19 protein-coding genes are annotated in these 25404 nt (G+C 52.3%); 7 read left to right on the plus strand and 12 right to left on the minus strand.

Annotated features, from left to right (window positions below; translation table 11 throughout):
• Nucleotides 1-43 precede the first annotated feature (43 nt).
• Nucleotides 44-979 (minus strand): malate dehydrogenase, encoded by a 936-nt coding sequence (gene mdh, locus AC6IB1_RS15105; protein WP_497567328.1) that lies wholly within the window; start codon nt 977-979, stop codon nt 44-46.
• A gap of 334 nt (nt 980-1313) precedes the next feature.
• Between mdh and argR the strand changes: the two genes are divergently transcribed.
• The 3 genes from argR to AC6IB1_RS15120 all read left to right on the plus strand — a co-directional run bounded on the left by argR (nt 1314) and on the right by AC6IB1_RS15120 (nt 5246).
• Entirely contained in the window at nt 1314-1784 is a 471-nt protein-coding gene (gene argR / locus AC6IB1_RS15110; RefSeq protein WP_005504095.1) for a transcriptional regulator ArgR, read from the plus strand.
• A 401-nt stretch (nt 1785-2185) separates the two neighbouring features.
• Nucleotides 2186-4756, plus strand: a complete 2571-nt coding sequence (locus AC6IB1_RS15115) for a TRAP transporter permease (RefSeq protein WP_497567329.1) — start codon at nt 2186-2188, stop codon at nt 4754-4756.
• Between the two features lie 52 nt (nt 4757-4808).
• A complete protein-coding gene (locus AC6IB1_RS15120; protein WP_497567330.1) occupies nt 4809-5246 on the plus strand; it encodes a universal stress protein in 438 nt (145 codons plus the stop codon).
• Between the two features lie 49 nt (nt 5247-5295).
• Here the strand turns inward: AC6IB1_RS15120 and AC6IB1_RS15125 are convergent, their stop codons facing one another.
• Both AC6IB1_RS15125 and mpl read right to left on the minus strand, forming a co-directional pair.
• A complete protein-coding gene (locus AC6IB1_RS15125) occupies nt 5296-5919 on the minus strand; it encodes a UbiX family flavin prenyltransferase (RefSeq protein WP_497567331.1) in 624 nt (207 codons plus the stop codon).
• 19 nt (nt 5920-5938) lie between these two features.
• Nucleotides 5939-7294 (minus strand): UDP-N-acetylmuramate:L-alanyl-gamma-D-glutamyl-meso-diaminopimelate ligase, encoded by a 1356-nt coding sequence (gene mpl, locus AC6IB1_RS15130; RefSeq protein ID WP_497567332.1) that lies wholly within the window; start codon nt 7292-7294, stop codon nt 5939-5941.
• Between the two features lie 329 nt (nt 7295-7623).
• Between mpl and fbp the strand changes: the two genes are divergently transcribed.
• Complete coding sequence (gene fbp, locus AC6IB1_RS15135; protein ID WP_497569154.1) at nt 7624-8631, plus strand: class 1 fructose-bisphosphatase; 1008 nt, start codon at nt 7624-7626, stop codon at nt 8629-8631.
• Nucleotides 8632-8690: 59 nt separating this feature from the next.
• On the opposite strand, the gene tamB is transcribed toward fbp, so the two are convergent.
• Nucleotides 8691-12413 (minus strand): autotransporter assembly complex protein TamB, encoded by a 3723-nt coding sequence (gene tamB / locus AC6IB1_RS15140; protein ID WP_497567333.1) that lies wholly within the window; start codon nt 12411-12413, stop codon nt 8691-8693.
• Nucleotides 12410-14134 carry an autotransporter assembly complex protein TamA gene (tamA, locus tag AC6IB1_RS15145; protein WP_497567334.1) on the minus strand — a complete coding sequence of 575 codons (1725 nt, stop codon included), beginning with the start codon at nt 14132-14134 and terminating at the stop codon, nt 12410-12412. The genes tamB and tamA overlap by 4 nt, the downstream gene beginning before the upstream one ends.
• 299 nt (nt 14135-14433) lie before the next feature.
• On the opposite strand from tamA, the gene msrA reads away from it, so the two are divergent.
• Nucleotides 14434-15078 carry a peptide-methionine (S)-S-oxide reductase MsrA gene (gene msrA, locus AC6IB1_RS15150; protein WP_497567335.1) on the plus strand — a complete coding sequence of 215 codons (645 nt, stop codon included), beginning with the start codon at nt 14434-14436 and terminating at the stop codon, nt 15076-15078.
• Nucleotides 15079-15154: 76 nt separating this feature from the next.
• On the opposite strand, the gene AC6IB1_RS15155 is transcribed toward msrA, so the two are convergent.
• Nucleotides 15155-15361 carry a DUF1107 domain-containing protein gene (locus AC6IB1_RS15155; RefSeq protein WP_005504113.1) on the minus strand — a complete coding sequence of 69 codons (207 nt, stop codon included), beginning with the start codon at nt 15359-15361 and terminating at the stop codon, nt 15155-15157.
• Nucleotides 15362-15742: 381 nt separating this feature from the next.
• Here AC6IB1_RS15155 and AC6IB1_RS15160 point away from each other — a divergent pair, with 381 nt between their 5' ends.
• Entirely contained in the window at nt 15743-16297 is a 555-nt protein-coding gene (locus tag AC6IB1_RS15160) for a YtfJ family protein (RefSeq protein WP_497567336.1), read from the plus strand.
• Between the two features lie 136 nt (nt 16298-16433).
• On the opposite strand, the gene AC6IB1_RS15165 is transcribed toward AC6IB1_RS15160, so the two are convergent.
• Nucleotides 16434-17855 (minus strand): IS1182 family transposase, encoded by a 1422-nt coding sequence (locus tag AC6IB1_RS15165; protein ID WP_497567121.1) that lies wholly within the window; start codon nt 17853-17855, stop codon nt 16434-16436.
• Nucleotides 17856-18206: 351 nt separating this feature from the next.
• Between AC6IB1_RS15165 and AC6IB1_RS15170 the strand changes: the two genes are divergently transcribed.
• Entirely contained in the window at nt 18207-19124 is a 918-nt protein-coding gene (locus AC6IB1_RS15170; protein ID WP_497567337.1) for a TIGR03899 family protein, read from the plus strand.
• A 78-nt stretch (nt 19125-19202) separates the two neighbouring features.
• On the opposite strand, the gene cysC is transcribed toward AC6IB1_RS15170, so the two are convergent.
• Genes cysC through cysG form a run of 5 tightly spaced genes read right to left on the minus strand, consistent with a single transcriptional unit; the run spans nt 19203 to nt 25399 of the window.
• The gene (gene cysC, locus AC6IB1_RS15175) at nt 19203-19823 is read right to left on the minus strand and encodes an adenylyl-sulfate kinase (protein ID WP_497567338.1); all 621 of its coding nucleotides are present in this window, start codon (nt 19821-19823) and stop codon (nt 19203-19205) included.
• A 54-nt stretch (nt 19824-19877) separates the two neighbouring features.
• Nucleotides 19878-21605: an SLC13 family permease gene (locus tag AC6IB1_RS15180; RefSeq protein WP_497567339.1), complete on the minus strand. Its 1728-nt coding sequence runs from the start codon at nt 21603-21605 to the stop codon at nt 19878-19880.
• Between the two features lie 5 nt (nt 21606-21610).
• Nucleotides 21611-23044 (minus strand): sulfate adenylyltransferase subunit CysN, encoded by a 1434-nt coding sequence (cysN, locus tag AC6IB1_RS15185; protein ID WP_497567340.1) that lies wholly within the window; start codon nt 23042-23044, stop codon nt 21611-21613.
• 10 nt (nt 23045-23054) lie between these two features.
• Nucleotides 23055-23963, minus strand: coding sequence for a sulfate adenylyltransferase subunit CysD (cysD, locus tag AC6IB1_RS15190; RefSeq protein ID WP_497567341.1), 909 nt, complete (start codon nt 23961-23963; stop codon nt 23055-23057).
• 14 nt (nt 23964-23977) lie between these two features.
• A complete protein-coding gene (gene cysG, locus AC6IB1_RS15195) occupies nt 23978-25399 on the minus strand; it encodes a siroheme synthase CysG (RefSeq protein WP_497567342.1) in 1422 nt (473 codons plus the stop codon).
• Nucleotides 25400-25404 lie beyond the last annotated feature (5 nt).

Genomic DNA, 25404 nt, shown 5'->3' on the forward strand with positions numbered 1-25404 from the left:
AAAAAGCGGCTTTTAAAGCCGCTTTTTTCCGTTTTAGTGAAGATTACTTGACGAATTCTTCACCCAGCGCGATGTCTTTACGCAGTGTATCCAGCATGCTGTCCAGTGCGTTTTGCTCGAATGCACTCAGTGGGCCGTGATCCAGGATCTCTTCCACACCGTTTTTACCCAAACGAACTGGCTGTGCGAAGAAGCGTGTATATTTGCCGTCACCTTCTACGTATGCACATTCAACAATGCCTTGTTCACCTTGGGCAGCGCGAACCAGCGCCAGACCAAAGCGGCATGCCGCCTGACCCATAGATAAGGTTGCAGAGCCACCACCGGCCTTCGCCTCAACCACTTCAGTACCCGCATTCTGGATGCGTGGTGTCAATGCAGCTACTTCCTCTTCGGTGAATTCAACCCCTTCAACCTGAGACAGCAGCGGCAGGATGGTCACACCCGAGTGGCCACCAATCACCGGCACACGCACGTCACCTGGATTTTTACCTTTCAGCTCAGCAACAAAGGTTTCTGAACGGATGATGTCCAGCGTGGTCACACCAAACAGGCGTTTTTTGTCATACACACCTTTTGCTTTCAATACCTCTGCGGCAATCGCCACCGTGGTATTTACCGGGTTAGTGATAATACCAATCAGTGCTTTCGGGCAAACATCAGCGATTTTTTCACTCAGAGAACGAACAATACCCGCATTCACGTTGAACAGATCCGAACGATCCATACCAGGCTTACGTGCTACACCGGCAGAGATCAGGACCACATCCGCACCTTCCAGCGCTGGCGTAGGATCTTCACCACAGTAACCTTTGATCGAAACAGGCGTTGGGATATGACTAAGATCAACAGCAACACCCGGCGTGACAGGTGCAATGTCGTACAATGCCAGATCTGAACCCGCAGGCAGACGGTTTTTCAAAAGCAGGGCTAAAGCTTGACCAATGCCACCAGCGGCGCCAATCACAGCAACTTTCATTTCGTTCTCCTTAGTTACGATTATTTTTCTTTCAGACCTTTGGGTCTGCTGACCCTGGATACAGAACCTGTCAGTATTAACATTAACGTGATTTACTCAACAGCGAACCGGCAACCCTGAATACAACACGGCCCTGAGTGCATAATACGTGCGGAATAGCAGCAATCACAAGCTTGTCAGACTGAGGATAAGCCGCGCTTCTCATTTTTCCCTTCAAAGCACTTACGCCCTGTTGAAAGGTGATAGGTGCGTCACTTTACTGCCGATTTTATTGCCCGCGACTGAATCACTATGCAAGAATGCGCCTTCCTGATACGGGGAAGATAAAAGAAATATGCGCAATTCAGACAAACAAGATCAATTAGTGAAGGCATTTAAAGCCATCCTAAAAGAAGAAAAATTCAGCTCGCAGGGTGAAATCGTGGATGCGCTGAAAGCACAGGGCTTTGAGAACATCAACCAGTCGAAAGTCTCCCGCATGCTGACCAAGTTTGGTGCCGTGCGTACCCGCAATGCAAAAATGGAAATGGTCTACTGCCTGCCAGTTGAGCTTGGCGTTCCAACGACCAGCAGCCCACTCAAAGAGCTGGTCATGGACATCGATTATAACGATGCCCTGGTGGTGATTCACACAGGCCCAGGCGCTGCTCAACTGATCGCACGCCTGCTCGACTCTCTGGGTAAAGCAGAAGGTATTCTGGGTGTAGTTGCCGGTGATGACACCATTTTCATTACCCCTACGCGCTCTACTACCACAGCGCGACTTTTTGACGCCGTTTGTGGGCTTTTCGATTATTCTCGCTAAATCAACCGGAACACATAAACACAAATAGGCGGGATGATTTTCCTCACATCTCGCCTAATTTCTATCCAATCCTTCACATCCCGCCACAAAACACGATATCAAGAAGGAGATTTTCTGCTTTTATCTTCTTCGTAGGCCTCAATTCGATGCGAAAGACAATGACAAAATATTTCTCAGGTTTTAAATTTCAGAAACGGATTTGTTATCATTTATCACCATATATTCAACTCTAATAAAATAAGCTGAGTCTTAACAAGACCAGATAACGCAGTACCTGTCATTAGATGAAGACAAGAAAGGCGTATAACACTCGCCATTGAGATAGCCCGCCTTGTTGCGGGTTATTCACATCTGCTGTCAGGTTTTTTTACACTTTACTTGCCGATTTAAAGGATAATGGCATGACGAAGACGACCGAGACACCGCAAGGCGCGCAGGACATTGTCGCCCAGGCGGACACCGGAGCCCGCGCTCCGTCAGGTATACTAGGAAGAATCCTGTGGTTTGTTCCTTTGTGCTGGTCACTTTTCCAGTTGTGGTATGCCTCCCCTTTTACTGTCGCACTCAATGATACTGAGGCACGCTCCATTCACCTGGCCTTTGCCATCTTTCTCGCCTTCACTGCATACCCTGCACTGAAACATTCACCACGGAACCGGATCCCGGTACAAGACTGGCTGTTTGCCCTTGCTGGAAGTTTCTCTGCAGGCTACCTCTTCTTGTTTTATACCGACCTCGCTTCCCGTGCTGGCGCGCCCACTTCTGTGGATATTGCGGTTGCTGTCACTGGGATGATATTGCTGCTGGAAGCCACACGCCGGGCTCTGGGCCCCCCCTTGATGGTGGTCGCACTGGTGTTCCTGCTTTATACCTTCGCCGGCCCATATATGCCGGACGTCATCGCCCACAAAGGTGCCAGCCTGAATAAAGCGATGTCCCATATGTGGCTGACCACCGAAGGAGTGTTCGGTGTCGCACTGGGTGTCTCCACCTCTTTCGTGTTCCTGTTTGTCCTGTTTGGTGCCCTGCTCGACCGCGCCGGCGCGGGTGGCTATTTCATCAAAGTTGCGTTTTCATTGCTGGGCCACATGCGTGGCGGCCCTGCGAAAGCGGCGGTTGTAGCGTCCGGCCTGTCAGGCCTGATTTCCGGCTCCTCCATCGCCAACGTGGTCACCACCGGGACCTTTACTATTCCACTGATGAAGCGTGTGGGCTTTCCCGGTTCAAAAGCCGGCGCAGTAGAAGTGGCCGCTTCCACCAATGGCCAGTTGACCCCACCCATTATGGGGGCTGCCGCTTTCCTGATGGTGGAATACGTAGGTATTCCCTATATCGACGTGATTAAAGCCGCTATCCTGCCCGCGCTTATTTCCTATATCGCACTGATTTATATTGTTCACCTGGAGGCCTGCAAAGCGGGCATGACAGGTCTTCCCCGCCGCCACACCTCAACCTTCCTGCAATCGCTACAAAATTTTGTGGTGATCGTGATTGGCATTTGTGTGCTGAGCTTCGCGGTTTACTACGGCATTGGCTGGACCAAAAGTGTGTTCGGAGCCGCCGCCAGCCCCATCATTGCTGCATTGATTTTCTTCGCCTACATCGCGTTGATTCGCTATTCAGCACAATACAAAAAAGAAGCGGTTGAGGATCCGGCGGCAGCAGATCTATCTGAAGTCCCTGAGCCGGGCCCGACAGTACGTTCAGGCCTATACTACCTGCTGCCTATCGTGGTGTTGGTATGGTGCCTGATGGTGGAGCGTTTTTCGCCGGGCCTCTCGGCCTTCTGGGCGACCTTGTTCATGATGTTCATCGTGGTGACACAACGTCCGTTGATTGCCTTTTTTAAAGGAAAACCAACCCTTGGCAGCGAAGTGAAAAACGGCTTTGTTGATCTGATGGAAGGTTTCGTTGCCGGTGCCCGCAACATGATTGGTATCGGTGTTGCAACGGCAGCGGCAGGTATCGTCGTGGGCGTAGTGACACTGACCGGTATTGGCCTGGTGATGACCGACTTCGTCGAGTTTATCTCTGGCGGCAACATCATTCTGATGCTGCTGTTTACGGCTATTATCAGCCTGATCCTTGGCATGGGGCTGCCAACGACAGCAAACTACATCGTGGTATCCACCCTGATGGCGCCGGTGATCGTCACACTGGGTGCGCAGGAAGGCCTGATCATTCCATTGATCGCGGTTCACCTGTTTGTGTTCTATTTCGGTATTCTGGCAGATGATACGCCACCGGTCGGCCTTGCCGCCTTTGCCGCTGCGGCGATTGCGAAATCAGACCCGATCAAAACCGGTATCCAGGGGTTTACCTACGATATCCGGACAGCCATCCTGCCGTTTATGTTCATCTTTAACACCCAGTTACTGCTGATGGATATTGACGGTCCTATTCACTTACTGCTGACCATAGGTTCAGCCGTTATCGCTATGCTGGTGTTTTCAGCAGCCACTCAGGGATGGTGGCTTACCCGCAACAAATGGTGGGAAACCCTGCTGATGCTTGTTATCACATTTTCCCTGTTCCGTCCGGGTTTCTGGTGGGATGAAATGTATCCGCCCACTAACGATTACCCAGGTTCGGCTATTATGGAAGTGGCGGAAAAGTTGCCGGCTGGACAGACACTTAATATTCAGGTACGCGGCGAAACTATTGACGGTGATACGGTGACCAAACACGTTCGCCTGCCTGTCGATAGTCAGGAAACAGAAGGGCTGGCACGTGTTATGTCTACCGGTCTGGAACTGCGCAACGAAGACGGCGTGCAGTGGGTCGATATGGTCCAGTGGGGAAGCCCGGCCGCCGAAGCGGGTATCGACTTTGACTGGGAGGTCGTTCAGGTAAGTACGCCAGCGGACCGCCCGGCAAAAGAATGGGTATTCGTACCGACTCTGCTTCTGCTTGCGGCGCTGGCCTGGAACCAGCGCCGCCGTATACAACGGGCAAGCCAACAAACAGCGTAATCCCCCGGGGGAAAATTGCCCCGGTCAACGACCACATAAGAGAGTAGAGAACATGTATAAACACATTCTGGTCCCTGTTGATTTGAATGATGAAAGTTTTGCTGACAAAGCGGTTGAACATGCTGTTTGGCTGGCAGGACAGACCGGTGCCACACTGCACCTTCTTACCGCTCTGCCGGGCATTCATAACTCCATGGTGCAATCTTACTTCCCGGAAGATGCGGCACAAAAAATGAAACAAGATGTGCGAAACAACCTGAAAGCGTTTGCCGAACGCTCCGTACCGCAAGGCGTGGCATATGATTTATCGGTAGCAGAAGGCAAGCCGTACAAGGCGATTGTGAAAACAGCCGATAAACTGGGTTGCGATCTGATTGTGATGCCAAGTCACAAACGCTCAAAGGCCAATAAATTAATCATTGGTTCGGTTGCATCAAAAGTACTGGAGCAATCGAAAATCAATGTCCTGATCATGAAGCCGCAAAGCTAGGGTTTGTCTACATAAGATCTGAAAAGGGGCGGTTTCTCACCGCCCCTTTTTATTTTTTGTCCCGGGAATCGTAACCCCAGCGTGGCACCAGCACCTGCTCAATCCCCAGATGGTCAAGGATCCTCGCCACCATAAAATCCACCAAATCGTCGACAGATTCAGGCTGATGATAAAACCCCGGCGCAGCCGGCATGATAGTCACGCCCATCTTTGACAGCTTTAGCATGTTTTCCAAATGCAGTGTAGAGAATGGCGTTTCACGCACCACTAGCAGCAATTGGCCACGCTCTTTGAGCACCACATCCGCCGCACGTTCGGCGAGGTTATCGGACATACCATGGGCAATGGCCGCGAGTGAACCTGCCGAGCATGGACACACCACCATCTTTTTCGGGGCCGCTGAACCGGAAGCAACAGGCGAAAACCAATCTTCCTTGCCGCACACCACCAGTTTGTCCGTCGGGGCATTAAGGTGTTTTTCCAACACTGTTTTGGCCGCATCTGGGCCCGATGGCAACTTCAGGCCATGCTCCGTCGCCAGCACCACCCGCGCCGCCGAGGAGATCAACAGATAAACCTCGTAGTCTGCGGCCAGCAGACATTCCAGCAAACGGAGCCCATAAGGTGCCCCTGACGCTCCCGTCCAGGCCAGGGTGATACGTTTGTCGCTCATTGACGTTACCATGTATTCCTTATCGTTGTTCCAGGACCGCTTTCAGCTTGTCGTGAATACCGCCAAAGCCACCGTTACTCATTACCAGCACCACATCGCCACGCTTGGTCTCACTGGCAATGCCCGCGACCAGAGCATCGATATCATCAAAGGTCTTCGCCGGGGCTTTACAGGCCTCGGCCACGTCATTGACAGACCAGGTGATATGCTCAGGCTGGAACAGCAAAACGGCGTCAGCATCATCCAGTGATGGGGCAATCTCATCTTTATGTACGCCAAGCTTCATGGTGTTGGATCTAGGCTCTAGCACCGCCAGGATGCGTCGCTTTCCAACTTTCGCCCGAAGCCCCGCCAGCGTGGTCTTAATCGCCGTTGGGTGGTGGGCAAAATCGTCATAGACCGTGACCCCGTTGAAGTCACCTTTATGCTCCAGACGACGTTTGGTATTGATAAAACGGCCCAGCGCTTCACACGCCAGCTCCGGCGTGACACCGACGTGACGCGCAGCGGCAACCGCCATCAGCGCATTGCTGACGTTATGGTCACCAATCAGGTCCCACTTCACGGTACCCACCTGTTTGCCGTCAAACCAGACATCAAACTCGCTGCCATCTGCCACACGCTTTTCGGCTTTCCAGATGCCGTCTTCCCCGGCGAATTCGAGTTCACTCCAGCAGCCCATCGCCAGTGTTGATGTGATGTTGTCATCATTGGACGGCGCGATAATGCGGCCAATCCCCGGCACGGTGCGCACCAAATGGTGGAACTGACGCTTGATTGCATTCAGATCGTCAAAAATATCGGCATGATCGAACTCCAGGTTGTTCATGATCAGCGTACGTGGGTGGTAATGGACGAACTTCGAACGCTTGTCGAAAAAAGCGCAGTCATATTCGTCGGCTTCCACCACAAAGAACATGCTTTCGCCCAGACGTGCCGACACATCAAAGTTGCCCGGTACACCGCCGATCAAAAAGCCCGGTTGATAACCGCAGTCTTCCAGCACCCACGCCAGCATGCTCGCGGTAGTGGTTTTGCCGTGTGTCCCTGCCACCGCCAGCACCCAGCGGTCTTTGAGCAGGAAATCCAGCAGCCACTGTGGCCCGGAGGTGTAATTGAGGTTATTGTTCAGCACATATTCCACACACGGATTGCCACGACTCATCGCATTGCCCACCACGACCAGATCCGGCGCTGGGTCTAACTGGGACGGATCGTAGCCCTGGATGATTTCAATGCCCTGCGATGCCAGCAACGTACTCATTGGCGGGTAAACATTGGCGTCACACCCTGTCACTTTATGACCCAGTTGTCTCGCCAAAAGGGCAGCGCCACCCATAAAAGTGCCGCAAATGCCCAAAATGTGTATATGCATAAGGTTCCGTCAGCCTAAAACAGTGATTTTTGCCCGGCCTGTGACCCTCGAGATCACAGTTCCTGACATGTCCAAATTACTTCGATTCGAATAAAAAGTTCTACACCTTAAAATATTGTCGCTAAGCGACATCAGTGTGTCGTTCAGCTATTGAGGTTGATTTTAAGTCCGGATGTGACGTCACGCTTTTGGCACCCCTTTTTCCTGCCAAGCGACACACCGAACACGCTAAAATCACCCCGAAAAAACAAGGTCTGATAGCGCTTTGCTTTCCGGCATCTTACCCAAGAATCTACTCACAGACATCAAAAGGATCTGGAATGTCAGATATGCGTACACTTGGCGAGTTCATTGTTGAAAAGCAACATGAGTACCCGAACGCCAGTGGCGAGCTCAGCTCCCTGCTCTCATCTATCCGATTGGCCGCCAAAATCGTCAACCGTGAAATCAACAAAGCTGGCCTTGCTGATATCACAGGCGCGTTTGGTGGTGAGAACATCCAGGGCGAAGAACAACAAAAGTTAGACGTCTATGCCAACGAAAAATTCAAAGCGGCAATGGCAGCTCGTGACCAGGTGTGTGGCGTCGCCAGTGAGGAAGAAGATGACGCGGTTATCTTCGACACCGAACTTGGCCGCAACGCCAAATACGTTATTCTGATGGACCCACTCGATGGCTCGTCCAACATCGATGTTAACGTCTCCGTGGGCACCATCTTCTCCATCTACCGCCGTGTTTCCCCCATCGGACAGCCCGCCACCATGGAGGATTTTCTCCAGCCGGGTAACCAGCAGGTTGCAGCGGGCTACATCATCTATGGCTCGTCCACCATGCTGGTTTACACCACAGGTAACGGCGTTCATGGTTTTACCTACGACCCTTCTATTGGCGCATTCTGCCTGTCCCATGAAAACATGACCATCCCTGATGACGGCAAGATTTACTCCATCAACGAAGGAAACTATATCCGCTTCCCGCTAGGCGTGAAGAAATACATCAAATACTGCCAGGAAAACGCACCGGAAGAGGGCCGCCCTTATACATCGCGTTATATCGGATCACTGGTTTCTGATTTTCACCGCAACATGCTCAAAGGCGGGTTATACCTCTACCCGAGCACTGCCGCTTACCCCAGCGGTAAGCTTCGCTTGCTGTACGAGTGCAACCCGATGGCCTTTATCATTGAGCAGGCCGGTGGCAAAGCATCGGATGGCGTGCGGCGCATCATGGACATCAAACCGACTGAGCTTCACCAACGCGTGCCATTTTTCGTCGGCTCGACCCAGATGGTGAATAAAGTGGAAGAGTTCCTCAAAAACTTCCCAGATCAGGAATAACCCCCACGCATAAAAAGACAGCCCGGTATCAAAACCGGGCTGTTTACTTTCAGGCAAGACTACTTAATGCTGAACTGGTACAGCAAGTCTACTGCATTGTCTGCACCAGAAACAGCTTCAACGTAGAGATCAGAAAGCAGGCGATAACGGACGGTAAACTCCGGCAAGCTGGTAAAGATCCCCACACCGTATTTCACCTGAAGTCCAGGCAGGATATAGCCAGACACTTCCACTTTCTCATTATTACCGGCACCGGATGTATCAAGGCTCAGGTCCTGCACACCAAACGCTTCACCAATCTCTCCCACCAACTTACCGCTCTGTGACAGGCCAAGGCCAATCAGCATGGAGGTCATGGCATTGCCGTCAGACTCACTGTCGAGATTCCGGCCACGGGTCAGGTACGACAAGGCATTCGCCTGAGGCATGGCAGGGTCGGAAAACATCTGCACTTCCGGCGTATCTGCCGGTCCTGTGACACGGATGCCGGCTTCAACACCATCTTCAATGGCATCCGGGTTGCGGATTGCCTCCACCTGCAAATAGGGCTGCTCAGGCGGGCCATTAAACAGGATCTGGCCTTTTTTGATCGACAAATCCTGACCAAAGGATCGATAGGTTCCTTTTTCCAGTTTGATTTCACCGTTCACCGTGGGACCTTTGCGGTTACTGGCCACATCCAGCTTGCCTGTCAAATGGGTTTTCAGGCCGAAAGCTTCCAGACGGACATCGTCACCAATGTTAACCGCAATATTGGCATTCACCGTAATGGGATTGGCTTCGTATTCAGAGAGCGGCTGCAACTCGTCATTGAGGAGCACCACATCGCTGGATACCTGCACTGCCGAAGGGGGCAGTTTTTCTACCACAATACGCCCCCAGGGCACATCCACATGCCCTTTTACATTCACTGAGTCAGGAGAGGCATTGAGGGTCATATCCGGGCTGACTACCAGTGCCACCATCGGCGGCACCACCACTTTCAAGCGCTGGCCTTTTACATTCAGTGATGCCAACCAGGCATTCAGATCCTGCCAATCTGCTTCGCCGGTCAGCACCAGATCACCATCCGGCGTTTTAATGTCGCCATCAATATGCCCATGAGTGCCGTTGAGCCTCGCCGTCACGTTGCCTGTCTGTACCTCTATCGGCGCAGACAGGCTTTGCAATCTCAAGCCACTCAACGAAATGGTGCCATTGGCCGTGGGTTTATCCAGATCACCATCCAGCATCACCTTGCCATCGAGTACACCTGCCAGCAGGGAGCCTTCACCAAATAACGGGGCGAGAAGACCCAGATCGACCCTGTCGATGCCAACGGTGCTCTTAAGCGTACGCTTTTTACTGGAGAGGTTTCCCATCACCGTGTTCAGTGACACCGTGCCATTGTCAGTCAGTGCCAGTTTGAGCTCAGCATTTAAGGCATTGTTGCCAAGGGTGGCATCCAAATTGAGCCCGTCCCAACCAATGACAAACAGCTCATCCAGTTGCTCTGCCACCTGACCTTTACCCAAAGACACTGACGCTTTCACCTCTGGCAGTGCATTCGGTGTCCACGCTACCTTGGCACTGGCATCAAGCGCACCGGACACGGAAGTGGTCACCGGCAGGAACGCTTGCAGCAGATCCAGACTGAAATGGTTGACGGATAACTGGGCCTCGCCACTGTCTGCGACTGTCACCGGGTTATCCAGACAGATCCGACTTTGGTTTTGTGTCCAGCAGAAAGCGCCGATATCAACAACGCCGGTGTTAAAGTCCACCTTAACAGGAATGTCATTGGCCAGTTTCCAGGGCCCGACCGGCGTTTTGAGCGATGAATTGTACAGCGTTCCCGTCCAACCTTTTTCACGCTCCAGCCGCCCACGAACAAAGAGTGCGGTCCCAACAGGTTTACCATCCAGTTTCAGGGAAATGGTCTGGTCGGCTTCATCGCCAGAGGCATGGATAGCCAGGTTGCTGATGTCCACCCCGTCAGCCTTTACGCCATTCACATCAATGATCAGTCCTCCGCTGATGGTCGGCAGCGGCATCACCGAACCTCGGATACTGACATCCCTGATGCTAATCAACTCTTCCCAACGCAAGGTATTGGCGGTCAGTTTCAGAGTCGCACTGGGTTTATCGAGGGTGCCGGAGAGATTGACCTGTCCCTGAACGCTGCCCCCCGCCTGCGGCACAGAGGCCGAAAGCTTGGGTAAGTTCAGGTCGAGCGTGAGCGCCAATGTGTTGTCTACCCGACCGGATACCTTGACGGCATTAGGCCCGTGGCGCAGGGACAACCCCTTGGTTTCCAGCAACAAATCGCCTTTACCTTTGACATCGGACGCATCAAGCTGGCCGCTCAGATCCAGCGCCTGATCGCGGATAACGCCCTTGATATCAAGCTGCGGCAACCTCACCAGCCAGCCGCCCCCGGCTGTCAGCTCACCACTGTTTTTCAGCGCACCCGAGAGGTTACCTTCTGCTTCCGGCCACTTCAGCCCAGGCTGGATATCGTTAAACTGGAGCCCGGTTTGCCATTTCACCTGCTTTGACCAGTCGACACTCGCCCAGCCCTCAATGCGCCCGCCAAGGGTGTTCAGCACGAAGTCACCCAGCATCACCTTACCGAGATCGCCGGTCAGCTTTGTGGCAAGCGCCATGTCCGGTATCGCAGCACCAGACGCTTTTGTTTTTAGCGACGCACGGTATTTTTTCAAGCTGCCACTGGCGTTAATGGCCGTCGATGTGAGGGTATACTCAGCCTCACTGTCAATCGGCCATTGCAGTTTTTTACTGGTCAGCAACAGGTTAAACGGCAGAGAAGGATCAAGCACATCCAGCTTGCCGGAAAGCGCTGCCTGCAAGCCCCCCTTGAGATTTGCCTTCAGTGCCAGCGCACGGAGGTCGCCGTTTGCATCCAGCGCCAGCGAGTGGCCCTGAAGCGGTGCCATACGTATATTTGCCAAGGCGTCAAGATTCAGGGGGTAGTTGTCTTTAAGGGCAATTCTGCCATTGAGTGACACCTTGCCCTGCTCTGCATCAAGGCGAAACGCATCGAGTGTGATGTCATGGCCGCCAGCACGACCTTTAACGTAAAACTCATGGATCACCTGTTTTTGCGGCAACAACAGCTCAGCCTCTTTCAGCGCAAAGCCTTCAACCACCACATTGAGCGGAATTGTCACCGCTGGCAGTTCGATAGGGGCATCACTGGATGACTGGGCTTCAGGCTCCGCTGGCGCGTCTTCACTGGGTGCCAGCGCCACCTTGATGCCTTTCCACTCTGTGGGTTTTAAGGTGACAGTATCACCTTGCATTTGCGCGGCTGTCACCAGGCTGTTCCAGTGTACCTTGGTGCCAAAGATATCAAGCGAGATATCAGACAGTGCCACGCCATTCAAAAACAGCGGGATGGGCGTTTTGATCTCGGTCAAAGGTTCTGAGGGTGGCGATTCCGGCGACGGTTCCGTTTCGCCAATCACCACTTCAATCCCGTCACCGGTGAGTGATTCAACACAAAGCGCGGGCCCACTGAGGCATTTGCTGTTGATATCAAGGGAAAGAGACCGACCTGAAAATGAAAAACCGTCCATCGTGAACGTCACACCTTCCAACGCAAAACCGTTCAGCAAGGCACCACGGCTTTTTTCAATGGTCAGTTCCGGCAGGGCTTTCTGTGCCCCCCACACAGCAAATTTGACACCTGCGGGGGTCAGAAGAAGGGTAAATACGCCTGCGACTATCAGAACCAACAACAATACTTTGGCGATAACAATCCGCTTAATCCAACGCATCATAGTTCTGGTCCAAGACTAAAATGGATCATGAAATCATCGTCTTTATTTTCAAAGCCGTGAGCAATGTCCAGACGAACCGGCCCAACGGGCGATTCCCAACGCACACCGACCCCGGCAGAGGTTTTCCAATGTGGATCACTGCTGCTCCACGCGTCACCGCCATCGACAAACAGCGCAGCCCACCAGTTCCCGCTAACCCGATAGTTATATTCCAGCGAGCCTGTCGCCATGTAAGCGCCGCCTTCCAGTTGCCCGTCACTGTCGCGGGGAGAGACAGATTCATAGTTGTAACCGCGAATACTGTTGTCACCACCGGCAAAAAAGCGCAGTGATGGCGGCACACGTTCAAACTCGCTGGTAAAAATCCCACCGCCATTAATACGGGCAAGGAAACGATTGTCGTCATTCAGGCTTCTAATCCAGGCGGTTTGGCCAACCACACGGAACAGGCTGATGTCTGACAGCAACGCCGGATCGCCCGCTTCAAAGGTGATAGACTGCTTGTCCCCCCAGTGAGGCATGGCCCCCCCACGGCTGCGAACCCGGGAAAAATTCACACCGGGCAATATCAGGTTGGAAATGTTCGAGATATTTGCCTGCGTATAGTCAGAATAAAGCCAGCGCAGGAAAAGCGACCGCTGCCACCCGGTGTCGTACTGCCAGTGGCGGGAAATCGACGAGATGAGTTCAAGGCTCTCCGTGTCATTGTTGTCAATATTCTCCAGACCGACTTGTACCTGATAGAACTCACGTTGAGCATCTTCCAGCGGGATTTTATAGGTTGATTCCAGGGTTTGTTTGGGGCTGGACACATACAAATCAGTATTCAGGCTGTGACCGCGGCTGTTAAACCAGGGTTTCCTCCAGCCAACTTTTACCCGTGGCCCAACATCCGTGGAATACCCCACACCGGTTTCAAACCGGTTACGTGGTGCAGGCTCAAGATTGACGGTAATGGGCACACGATCGTCACGAAGATCACCCAGCCCCGCTTCGACCAATACTGACGAATACCACCCCGTATTGGACAGCGACTGGTTAAACGCCCCCAGTTCGGACACCTGATACGGATCACCTTCCTGGAAGGTCAGCATGCTGTTAAGCCGCTCTTCATCGATTTGGCTGTTATGATAAATTACAGGCCCAAAGTGATAGCGGGTGCCACTGTTGAAATGCAGGCGGATAAAGGCCTGGTGAAGGCCAGGCGCCACCTCTAACCGGGACAGGGTATATTCTGCATCAAAGTAACCCCGGCGTACCGCCAAGCTCTGGATTGCCGCTTTCAGGGCATCATACTGACCTTGGTTAAGCACATCCCCTACTTTGGGAGCGGTATTGAGAAGTTCTCTGAATGCTTCGTCGTGTAGCGCATCACCGGTCAATTGGACATCAACTTCCGCAATACGGACAGGTTCACCGGCATTGATGTTCAGAACCACCGTCGCATCATCGATAGACTCCCGGTCTTCGATGTCATAAGTGAACTCAGGGTCAAAATACCCCAGCGCCTGGAGCGCTTTTTCGATTTCTTCCTGAACACGCGAATGGAAACGAAACGTCAGTCGCCGTTCACTGGCGGGAATGGCGTCAAGGTACACCGAGACATTCTCTTCGAGCGTGTCATCCAGCCCGTTGATTTCAAAATCCACATCAGCGATTGCCACCCCGGGCACCCATGTTGTCGCAACGACAACCCAAGGTATTAATCGTTTTTTAATCATCGACCGTAAGCTTTTCTCTCACCCTGAGAGCCTGTTTGTAGAGTTTAGTGACAGTATGACCGTCCGTGTATTCAGTTGTTGTGTTGCAAATTTGCATCAAACCAAGGAAAAATTGCCCCAGCGGATCATCTAAAGGTAAAGGCCGGCAAACATCATTTTATGCCAGCGCCTTGGGCAGGTTCATGTCATGGTGAAAGAATTCACTGCATGCAGCATTCTATAGTTTTCCTGCCTGTGAGGTGCCATGATGGACATCTCAATAACGTCAGGCATCACCCAGAACGACAAGGAGTCGATTTATGCTGAGCAACAAAAAGCAACTCGCCATCACCCCGGAACAAGCCCTGCCGGATCGGCTCGAGGAAATTATTCCGGCAGAACCTCATGCCGTCAATGGATCTCTTCTGAGCAAAACCACTCCGCCCAATCAGGCACAAATCCTGTTGGGTATGGGCTGTTTTTGGGGAGCTGAACGCCTGTTTTGGGCGCTTGACGGCGTCATATCCACGTCCGTTGGCTACAGCGGTGGTTTTACCGTTAATCCCACATACAAAGACGTCTGCACAGCACAAACCGGTCACACTGAAGTGGTTCAGGTAGTTTACGACCCAGCACGTATTTCCCTGGAAACGATTTTGACACATTTTTGGCAGAGTCACGATCCCACACAAGGGATGCGTCAGGGAAATGATGTAGGCACCCAATACCGCTCGGCGATCTATTTCTTTGATGAGACCCAGAAACAGGCAGCTCTCGCCAGCCGTGATGCCTATCAGGTAGCATTGAAAGAAGCCGGAAATCCTGCCGGGATCACCACAGAAATTGCGCCGGCAGGGCCGTACTATTTTGCTGAAACCTATCACCAGCAGTATCTGAAGAAGAATCCAAACGGTTACTGTGGCATTGGTGGTACTGGCGTGTGCCTGCCTCCCTGGGAAAGATAGCCTGAAGAAAAGCCGTTTTCAGAAAGCAAAACGCCCGCAAACAATGACGGGCGTTTTTATGGAGTTTGATGGTGGTTCAGGCAACAGCAGCCATGGCCTTGATTTCATTGTTCACTTCGGCCATGACGGCCAGTGCACGCTTGTCTTTTTTATGGGGAGGTAGCAACCTGCCACCATCAAACTCAAACGCGCCAATGCCGTCGATATAGACACGACCACGGAAAAACCCTTTAACGTAACGGGCGACCTGACGGGGACGGTATTGGTGAAATATACGCAACATTGATGAACTCCTTCCATGCCAATGAGAAAAAACCTGCATCGCACACCTCTCCTCTCAGGATTGGCTGACATATGTACGATGCAATCTAAATGCCAAGTGTTCGGGCTATCGCCATAACGGCATTGACAACACAATGGACTCACATTTCCTCTACCGAACTAAGCGTAGACAAAAAATTGCATATGACATAATTACGACGCATTGTCTTAAAAAAGATTCAAAGAAAATGTCCGGGCGAATGCCGAAATCTGAGTGGTTGGGCCAGTTATTGATACAAGCTTGCTTCCCGTATCAGCTATAGTCAGTAACGCATCCCCAAAATTAAACAAATTCAGCGGGGTGACGTATAAAATCTCGACAAAAAAACAGGAAGCATCACTTATGAGTCGTATGAAAACCTTTGCCTTAGCGACGGCTCTCATCTCTACGTTTGCCTCAGCGCACAACCTCTCAAACGGTCAGACACTGCCGCCAGTGTCTGTCGCTACACACGGAGAGCTCACGCTGGAGGGGGACAACATCACTTACCAAAGCTGGAGCAGTGAGGACTTGCCTGGGAAAGTGCGCATCATCCAAGCGATTGCCGGTCGTAGCCACGCAAAAGAAATGAACGCCCCCTTGATTGAAGCCGTAAAAGCCGCAGGTTTTTCAAAAGACAAATACCAAACCACCACCATTATAAATCAAGACGATGCCATTTGGGGAACTGGCGGCTTCGTCAAGTCATCAGCGGAAGACAGCAAGAAAGCCTTCAGCTGGTCCTCTATTGTACTGGATGAAAACGGCGCCGTTGCTAAGGCCTGGCAATTGCAGGACAAGAGCTCGGCCATTGTGGTCCTGGATGCCGAAGGCACGGTGCACTTTGTCAAAGAAGGGGCACTTAACGAGGCAGAGATCACCCAAGTGATTGATTTGGTCAATACGCTGATGAAGTGATCTTGCTCACCACCTGAAATGAAAAAACCCGCAGGCAGCGGGTTCAGATTGCTGACTAACCCCGCTTTTTCAAGCGGGGTTTTCTTTTGTTAGCGGCCGAAGGCCGCGATCGCGCTATTTTTCCATATTGTTATGTTCAGGCTGCTTTTAGCCCATAGACGCTAAATTGCGTCACTATCTGGACTATTTGCCGTGTATTGAGCCCGATTTTTCGAAGATAAGCCTCCAGTAAGGCTATCTTCTTGATGTTTTGCGCTGCTGCCGCCAACCAGCATTGGATTTGTACTTTCAACAGACCACGGAACCTCGCATAGCGATGGCCATGATGTTGTTTGGCATCTGCGAAGCTTCGCTCCACCGTCTCTGCCCGTCGTCGGTACACTTTCTTTCCCCAGGCTGTCAGCCTCAAGGCATTGGCATTCTCTACCGATTTCTCGAACAGGTGCCGGGTTATCACCCGTTTGTGATTCTTGCTCTTGGTGCAATCATCGCGCAGCGGACAGGTTTTGCATATCTGTGGGTCAGAGTGATACTCGCGGTATGCCTGACGGTTGGTGGTCTTGTAAACCAGCTCCTGTCCCTGAGGACAGAGATAGCGGTCCGTCTCTTTGTCGTAATGAAAGTGCTTTTTCTTGATAGGATTCTTCGTACGGTGCGGCCGGCGGTATCCCATCACCGGCAGGATTTGGCGCTGCTCCAGTTCATGGCAGATAGTCGCGGTGAAGTAACCGGCATCAAGCCCGGCGGCAACAGGCGAGAGCGTAAAGCGCGCTAACGTGGTATCCAGACGGGCGATATACGGTTGGGCGTCATTCACATTGCCTGGCGTGACATGGGTGTCGAGGATGATGCCGTGTTTGCCGTCGACGGTGCGATGGTCAAGGTAGAAGAAGCCCTGTGGTTTTTGGTCCCGTGTCATGAACCCGCTGTCTGGGTCGGTGGTGCTGACTTTGGTGTTTTTCTCAATGTGACCATCTTTCGGTTTGAGTGGGCGTTTTCCTTCTGCTGCACGGTCAGCGTCAACCGCTTCATCTAACAGCTCGGCATAAGCACTGACGTTTTGTTTCACCAGTTCGTTACGGTATTTACGCTTGTTGGCATTGGCTTTCAGGTGAGTGCTGTCGGTAAACAAGACGCGTCCCTCGACCATACCTTTGCTCATCGCCTGTTCGACGATACGGATGAAGATGCGTTCGAACACGTCGGTATCATTGAAGCGACGGCGGCGATTCTGGCTCAAGGTGGACGCATCAATCACCTTTTCAGTGAGTGACATGCGAAGGAACCAGCGGTAAGCGACATTGACCTCGATGTCTTTGACGAGCTGGCGTTCACTTTTAACACCGAAGAGGAAGCCTAGGAGCAGGATTTTGAACAGGCGAACGGGGTCTATCGCAGGACGGCCATTGTTGTGGCAGTAGAGATGGGCGACTTCGTCGCGGATAAACTCAAAGTCGACGGCAGCATCGATTTTGCGAACAAGATGGTTTTTGGGAACCAACTGTTCGAGTGTCACCATCTCGAATTCATATTGCTGAGGGCCAGGGTCTTTAAGCATGTCACCACATCCATGATTGATTTGCTTATCCCTTATTAGATCAAAGCCCCAGCCAAATGGCCAGGGCTTTGTCAGCAGTCTGAACCCGCAGGCAGCGGGTTTTTTTAATGTTTAGACAACATTAGCCGATAAACTGGGAAAGATATAACAGCGTGGCGATATAAAAAACGACAAGCAGGACATTCACAGAATTCATCTTGAACTTTTTCACTGCGACACCTCCTCCTTGCGTATTCATCACATGCGCCAAATATTAACAAATTTAATTTAAATTTAACATGGTTAATTACATCCCCTGTTAACTAAACCATCGTGAAAACATTATCTTAAGGTGTATAAAGCGGGAACAGCATGACCAATCAAAATAAACCTGTCGTGATCGACGTAGAAAATGTCGAACCAGAAAACGCCCACAAGAGCGAAAAATCACAAACACAGCAGGAAAGTCATCTCAAATCCAGCCAGCATCGGCTGGCAGCAATTGCTGCCGCTCACCACATTGATGCAAAGTTGCACGATATTGAGCGCGATAGCCTGACATCGCGCGCGGCTTACCGCCAACTGAACATCAAACAACAGCAACAGGCGAACCTCGAACACATCATCAAGATCGCCCACGATCTTTGCCGAGATGAAACCGCCAGTACGCCGGATCCTGACTGGCTGTACCGCTTCTTTGAGATGGCGAAAACCATCTACGGTGACGGCATGCAAAACCTGTGGGCGAGGATCTTAAAACAGGAGATCATCAAGCCGGGCAGCACGTCCCTCAAAGCCCTGTCGCTACTGGAAACCATGACCCAGCGTGAAGCGCAGGCCCTGCAACGTGCCTGTGCCCTCGCCTGCACATTTGGCAGTGACAACAGCAAAAAGCTGATCACCGGATTCCGTAAGCCGGAAGAGGGGGTGAAACGTTACTTCAAACCGGATATTGCCGAACGCCTGGCGCTCGGGAACTTCAAACTCCCCTTCACGGATCTGATGGTGTTGATGGATTTGGGGCTCATATTGAGAACAGAGCTGGAATCCGGCTTGATCGAACCGCCGGCATCATTACCACTGACCGGACAAGGTAAAACCTTTATGCTGACACCGCTTCAAAAAGGCATCCGGATTTACTACTACCGCTTCAGCCCGACCGGCAATGAACTGGCAAAACTGGTGGGACAAAAAGCCCATCCGGCATACCTCGATGCCTTGATGTTATTGCTTTCCAAGGTTTTTCATGTCGAGAGTGATGTGGGCTCTACGGTCAATGAGAAAGCGTAGTGATATTGGATATGGACAGAGAGAGATGAAAATGGCCGGGAAATCCCAGCCGTTTTTCGTTTCAGACAACGGTGGTGCTTAACCGATGATTCCCGCCTCGCGCAATGACGCAATGCATTGATCCACCAGAGCTTCTACCGAATGCTCATCAGTGTGCAGGTGCACTTCCGGCGACGCCGGCGCCTCATAGGCCGAACTGATACCGGTAAACGCTTTGATTTCACCGGCACGCGCTTTTTTGTACAGCCCTTTCGGATCGCGCGATTCACACACCGCCAGTGGCGTATCGACAAACACCTCGAAAAATTCCCCTTCCGGCAAAAGTTCACGCACCAACTGGCGCTCTTCACGGAACGGTGAGATAAAGGCAGACAACACAATCAGGCCTGCATCTGTCATCAGTTTTGCGACTTCACCTACACGGCGGATATTCTCACGGCGGTCGTGATCAGAAAAGCCAAGATCGCGACACAGGCCATGGCGCACATTGTCACCATCAAGCAAATAGGTGTGATAACCCATCTGTGCCAGTTTGCTTTCCAGCGCATCGGCAACCGTCGATTTACCGGAGCCGGAAAGACCGGTAAACCACAGCAACGCCGGGCGTTGTTGCTTCTGTCCTGCGCGGTATTGTTTATCAATGACGTGTTTGTGCCAAACCACATTTTCATCAGGATGCGGCGTATCCGCTGCACTCATAATTCAATCCTTTGTTGCCCCGTCGTCAGGCAAGTGCCCTTTAACACAGGGAAATTAAAATGGGAAAAACAAGGGGATAAGACTCAACACCAGGGTCGAGTATACCAATGATAACGGTAATCCAACCCGCAGGTAGTCCGTTAATTGATAATTTCCCACACTGTAGACCAAAAGGTTGGTCTGGTAACCATAAGGCGAAATAAAACTCGCACTGGCGCCAAATAAGACCGCCATAATAAACGGCATGGGATCGACGCCATATCCGAGAGCAAGGCTATATCCAATAGGAAATGACAACGCTGCGGCTGCATTATTGGTGACAAGTTCTGTCAACACCAGTGTCAGCAAGTAGGTCGCAATCAACGCGCCATACACACCCCATCCATTAAACCAATGGATAAACAGCTCACCTAACTGCCCGGAAAGGCCAGATTCGATCATCAGCTGTGCAAGGCTTAATGCACTGCCCACAATCACCACAATCTCTGCCGGAAAACGGCGTTTCAGTTCCACCAGATTGATCACACCGGTCAGCAGCAGCACAGTAAGGTAAGCCGCCAGGCCATTGAGCAGTGGCATCCACGACATCAAGGCAGCGCCAATCACGGCGGCAAAGCCTGCCAGTACCCAGGTACTCATTTTGCTGTCAAGACGCGCACTGGAATCCAGACCGTTTACCAACACAAATTCGCGTTGCATGCGCTGCTGCGCTTTCGCAAACCCTTTACCGGGGACAATTACCAAGGTGTCACCGGCAAGCAGGGTAATATTGCCAAGGCCGCCTTCAAGCTTTTCATGGCCACGACGAATCGCTACCACTACCGCATCAAAGTTTTCACGGAATTTGGCTTCTTTCAGCGTCTTACCCAGAATAGAAGCACTGTGACTCACCACCACTTCCAACAGATTCTGGCCATTGATATGGTGCTGGCCAAAGAGTACCAGCCCTTCCATTTCCTGCAAGGTCGCGACGCTTTCCACATCGCCACAAAACTGCAGTTTATCCCCTTCGCGCAGCACGGTATCCGGGCACACAGGCGCAATGAGTTCACCGTCACGGACAATTTCCGCAAGGTACAGACGACGCAGTGCACGCAGCCCATTTTCGGACACGCTCTTTCCTGCCAGCGGTGAACCGCTTTTGACTTCCGCCTCCAGCACATACGGCAGATCGTCATCACTGTCATCGTCATAGTTTGGCAACAGGTAGCAAAACGGGATCAGCACCAGAAGACCACCTGCTAACACCGCAAGGCCAATCGTCGATGGCGCAAAAAAGCCCAGCGCTGGCAATCCTGCGCTTTCGACAAAGCTGTTGATAATAAGGTTGGTGGAGGTGCCAATCAGGGTCAGGGTGCCACCGAGAATAGCGGCGTAGGAAAGCGGGATAAGCAGGCGCGAGGGAGCATGGCGACGGTTACGTTTCACCGCCCCGATCAGCGAAACGACCACGGCAGTGTTATTGGTAAACGAGCTGAGAAACGCAGTAGAGAGACCCAGTTTTGCAACCACGGTCCCCAGCCTGCCGCTGGCAAGCTGACCACTGACCCAACCCACCAGCCGTGTTTTTTCCAGTGCGGTAGAGGCCAGAATAAGCAGTACCAGCGTCAGCAGGGAGCTGTTGGTAAAATTCCCTGCCATCGCCTCGACCGATACCAGCCCTGATTGAAAGGCAATAAAGGCAGCGCCGGCGAAAAGAAAGGCAGGTTTGATTTTGGTAAACACCAGACCTGCCACAATCGCCAGCAACAATCCCAAGACCAGAGACTGATCCCAGCTCATTGGCGTTACCCAAGCAACTTACTGATGTCGCGGGCATTCCAGTGTGGGAAGTGCTTGCGGATCAGGGCGTTAAGTTCAACTTCAAACGCAGAGATATCAGTCCCGGGTGTTTGGACAGCACTGTCTTCAAGCAGCTCGCTGATCATGCCAGCACCCACGGTCACGTTGGTCAGGCGATCAATCAGGATAAAGCCACCGGTGTCCGGGCAATCACTATACAGATCCAACGGCACAGATTCGGTCAGTTCCACTTCACACTCCGCAATACCGTTCAGCGGCAAGCTCTCCGTTTCAAACGACTCGAGCGAATTAATGTCCACCTGATAGCGGATTTTGCTCACTGCACCGATGGTTTTCTTGCCCGCGACTTTGATGTCGTACTGACGGCCCACTTCCAGCGGCGCTTCTGCCATCCATACGATACGTGCCACCAGTTTGTTGGTCGCCTGCTGTGAGTCACCGGCCGGTACGATAAGGTCGCCACGGCTGATGTCGATTTCATCGGCCAGAGTCAGTGTCACAGCCTGCCCAGCATGGGCATAGTCCAAATCACCGTCAAAAGTGACAATCCGTGCGACTTTCGAGGTTTTCCCCGACGGCAGCACTTTAATGTCATCTCCCGGGCGGACTTCACCGCCAGCAATAGTGCCGGAAAAGCCACGGAAATCGAGGTTCGGACGGTTCACATATTGCACAGGGAAACGGAAAGTGCGGATATCTTTTTCTGCGGTAACGTTGACATCTTCCAGCAGGGTTAACAGGGTTTCACCGTCATACCATGGCGTGCTTTCACTGCGGTCAACCACGTTGTCGCCTTCCAGCGCTGACAGCGGTATCAGTTTGATGTCGATGTCGGCATTCAGTTTTTCTGCAAACGCCAGGTAATCATCACGGATGCTTTCAAAGCGTGACTGGTCAAAGTCCACCAGATCCATCTTGTTCACGGCAACGATAAAGTGGCGGATGCCGAGTGAGCTTGCGATAAACGAGTGACGGCGGGTTTGATCCAATACGCCTTTACGGGCATCAATCAGGATCACCGCCAGATCACAGGTCGACGCACCGGTCGCCATATTACGGGTGTACTGCTCATGTCCCGGGGTATCCGCGATGATGAACTTACGTTTTTTGGTCGAGAAATAGCGGTAGGCCACGTCGATGGTGATGCCCTGCTCGCGCTCCGCGGCCAAGCCATCAACCAACAGCGCCAGATCCGGTTTTTCACCTGTGGTGCCCACTTTCTGGCTGTCGGCATGAATAGCAGCAAGCTGGTCTTCATAAATTTGCTGGGAGTCATGCAGCAAACGGCCTATCAAGGTGCTTTTGCCGTCATCGACCGAGCCACAGGTCAGAAAACGCAGCAGGGATTTGTTCTGGTGTTGGTCCAGATAGGCTTCAATACCCAGCTCGGCCACTTGTTGTTCAATCACACTGTTCATACTTAATCCCTTAGAAATATCCCTGACGTTTTTTCAATTCCATAGAGCCAGACTGATCATGGTCGATGGCCCGTCCCTGACGTTCGCTCGATGTTGCCACCAGCATTTCTTCAATGATCCCCGGCAGGGTGTTGGCTTCCGATTCAATGGCACCGGTGAGCGGGTAGCAACCCAGGGTGCGGAAACGGACGCTCTTGTGCTGGATTTCCTCGCCGTCCTGCAGCTTCATACGGTCATCATCCACCATGATCAGCATGCCATCGCGCTCCACAACCGGGCGCACGTCAGACAGATACAGCGGCACAATGTCGATGCCTTCAAGGTAGATGTATTGCCAGATATCCAGCTCAGTCCAGTTCGACAGCGGGAACACGCGGATACTCTCGCCCTTGTTCACCTGACCGTTGTAAGTGTGCCAAAGCTCAGGGCGCTGGTTTTTCGGATCCCACACATGGTTTTTGTCGCGGAAGCTGTAAACACGTTCTTTGGCGCGGCTTTTTTCTTCGTCACGGCGTGCACCACCGAAGGCAGCATCAAAACCGTATTTGTTCAGTGCCTGCTTAAGGCCCTGGGTTTTCATGATGTCGGTATGCTTGGAGGAGCCGTGATCAAACGGGTTGATGCCAGCCGCCAGCCCTTCCGGGTTTTTATGCACCAGAAGCTCGAAGCCGTATTTCTTCGCCGTTTCATCACGGAATTTGATCATTTCCCTGAACTTCCAGTCGGTATCGACGTGCAGAAGCGGAAAAGGAATTTTGCCCGGGTAGAAGGCCTTACGTGCCAGGTGAAGCATGACGGAACTGTCTTTTCCGATGGAGTACATCATCACCGGATTATCGAATTCCGCCGCCACTTCACGAATAATGTGGATACTTTCGGCCTCAAGCTGTTTGAGGTGAGTAAGAGTTTTGGCTTCCATTCTTTGTACTTTCCTTAGCCTAAATTAACCACGGAAGGGGTGCGAACATCACCGACCGTTTCGAATGATTGCTTTCCGTACCAGCTCAACTGATCGGCAAGCTGCACGACTTCGCCAACGACAATCAAGGCAGGAGATCCCCCCCCTTCTGCCAGCGACTCCAGCTCGCTGAGCGTGCCTTTATAGATTTTCTGATTGGTGCGCGTGCCGTTCTCTATGATTGCGACCGGCGTTTCCGGGTCACGTCCATGCTGAATTAATTGCTGCTGAATATGGGCGCTTTTCATCAGGCCCATGTAAATCACCAGCGTCTGGCGACCACGCGCGAGTGTCGCCCAGCGGAAACTGTCGTCTTCTTTCTTAAGGTGTCCGGTAATAAACATCGCCGTTTGAGCATAATCACGGTGAGTCAGCGGAATGCCGGCATAGGCGGTGGCACCCGCTGCGGCAGTAATACCCGGCACAACCTGAAACGGCACGCCCGCCTGCTGCAACACCTGAAGCTCTTCGCCGCCACGGCCAAACATGAAAGGATCGCCCCCTTTCAGGCGCACCACGCGGTGTCCCTTCAGGGCATATTTCACCAACATGGCGTTGGTTTCTTCCTGTGAGACGCTGTGATAGCTCGCGCGCTTGCCGACACAAATCAATTCAGCATCACGGCGGCAAAGCTCCATGATTTCGTCAGAGACCAGATAGTCATAAAGCACCACATCCGCTTGCTGCATCAGTTGCAGCGCGCGCAGGGTCAGAAGGCCCGGGTCGCCCGGGCCTGCGCCAATCAATGCCACTTCACCTTGCAGGGAAACGCCATCGGTCAGACGTTCCAGCTCGGCTTTGGCAGCGTCGTCATCGCCCGATGCCACCAGCGAAGAAAAACGGCCATCAAAGGCCATTTCCCAGAATTTGCGGCGACCATTCAGGGTCGAAATTTTTTGTTTCAGGGTGTCGCGGAATTCCCCGGCAAGTTTCGCCATCCGGCCAACATGCGATGGGATCAGGGTTTCGAGCTTCTCACGGATAAGCCTTGCCAGCACCGGGGATTTACCGGCAGAGGAAATCGCAATCACAATCGGGCTGCGATCAACAATCGAGGGGACAATAAAGCTGCACTTTGGGGTGTCATCCACCACATTCGCCAGCACGCGGCGCTTGTCCGCCGCTTTGGACACCAGCTCATTAACCAGAGGATTATCAGTGGCTGCAATCACCAGAAACACATTGTCCAGGTGTTGAGGCTTAAAGCTTTCCTGCATCCAAACCACATCGCCATTTCCGGCGGCATGTTGTACCTCTTCACCGGCATCAGGTGCCACAACAATGACTGACGCACCGGCTTTCATCAGCATGCGCGATTTGCGCCATGCGACTTCACCGCCACCGACAACCAGACAAGCACGTCCTTCCAGCTTTGCGAAAATTGGCAAGTAATCCATCTTGA

Source organism: Grimontia sp. THUN1695 (genome assembly GCF_059704325.2).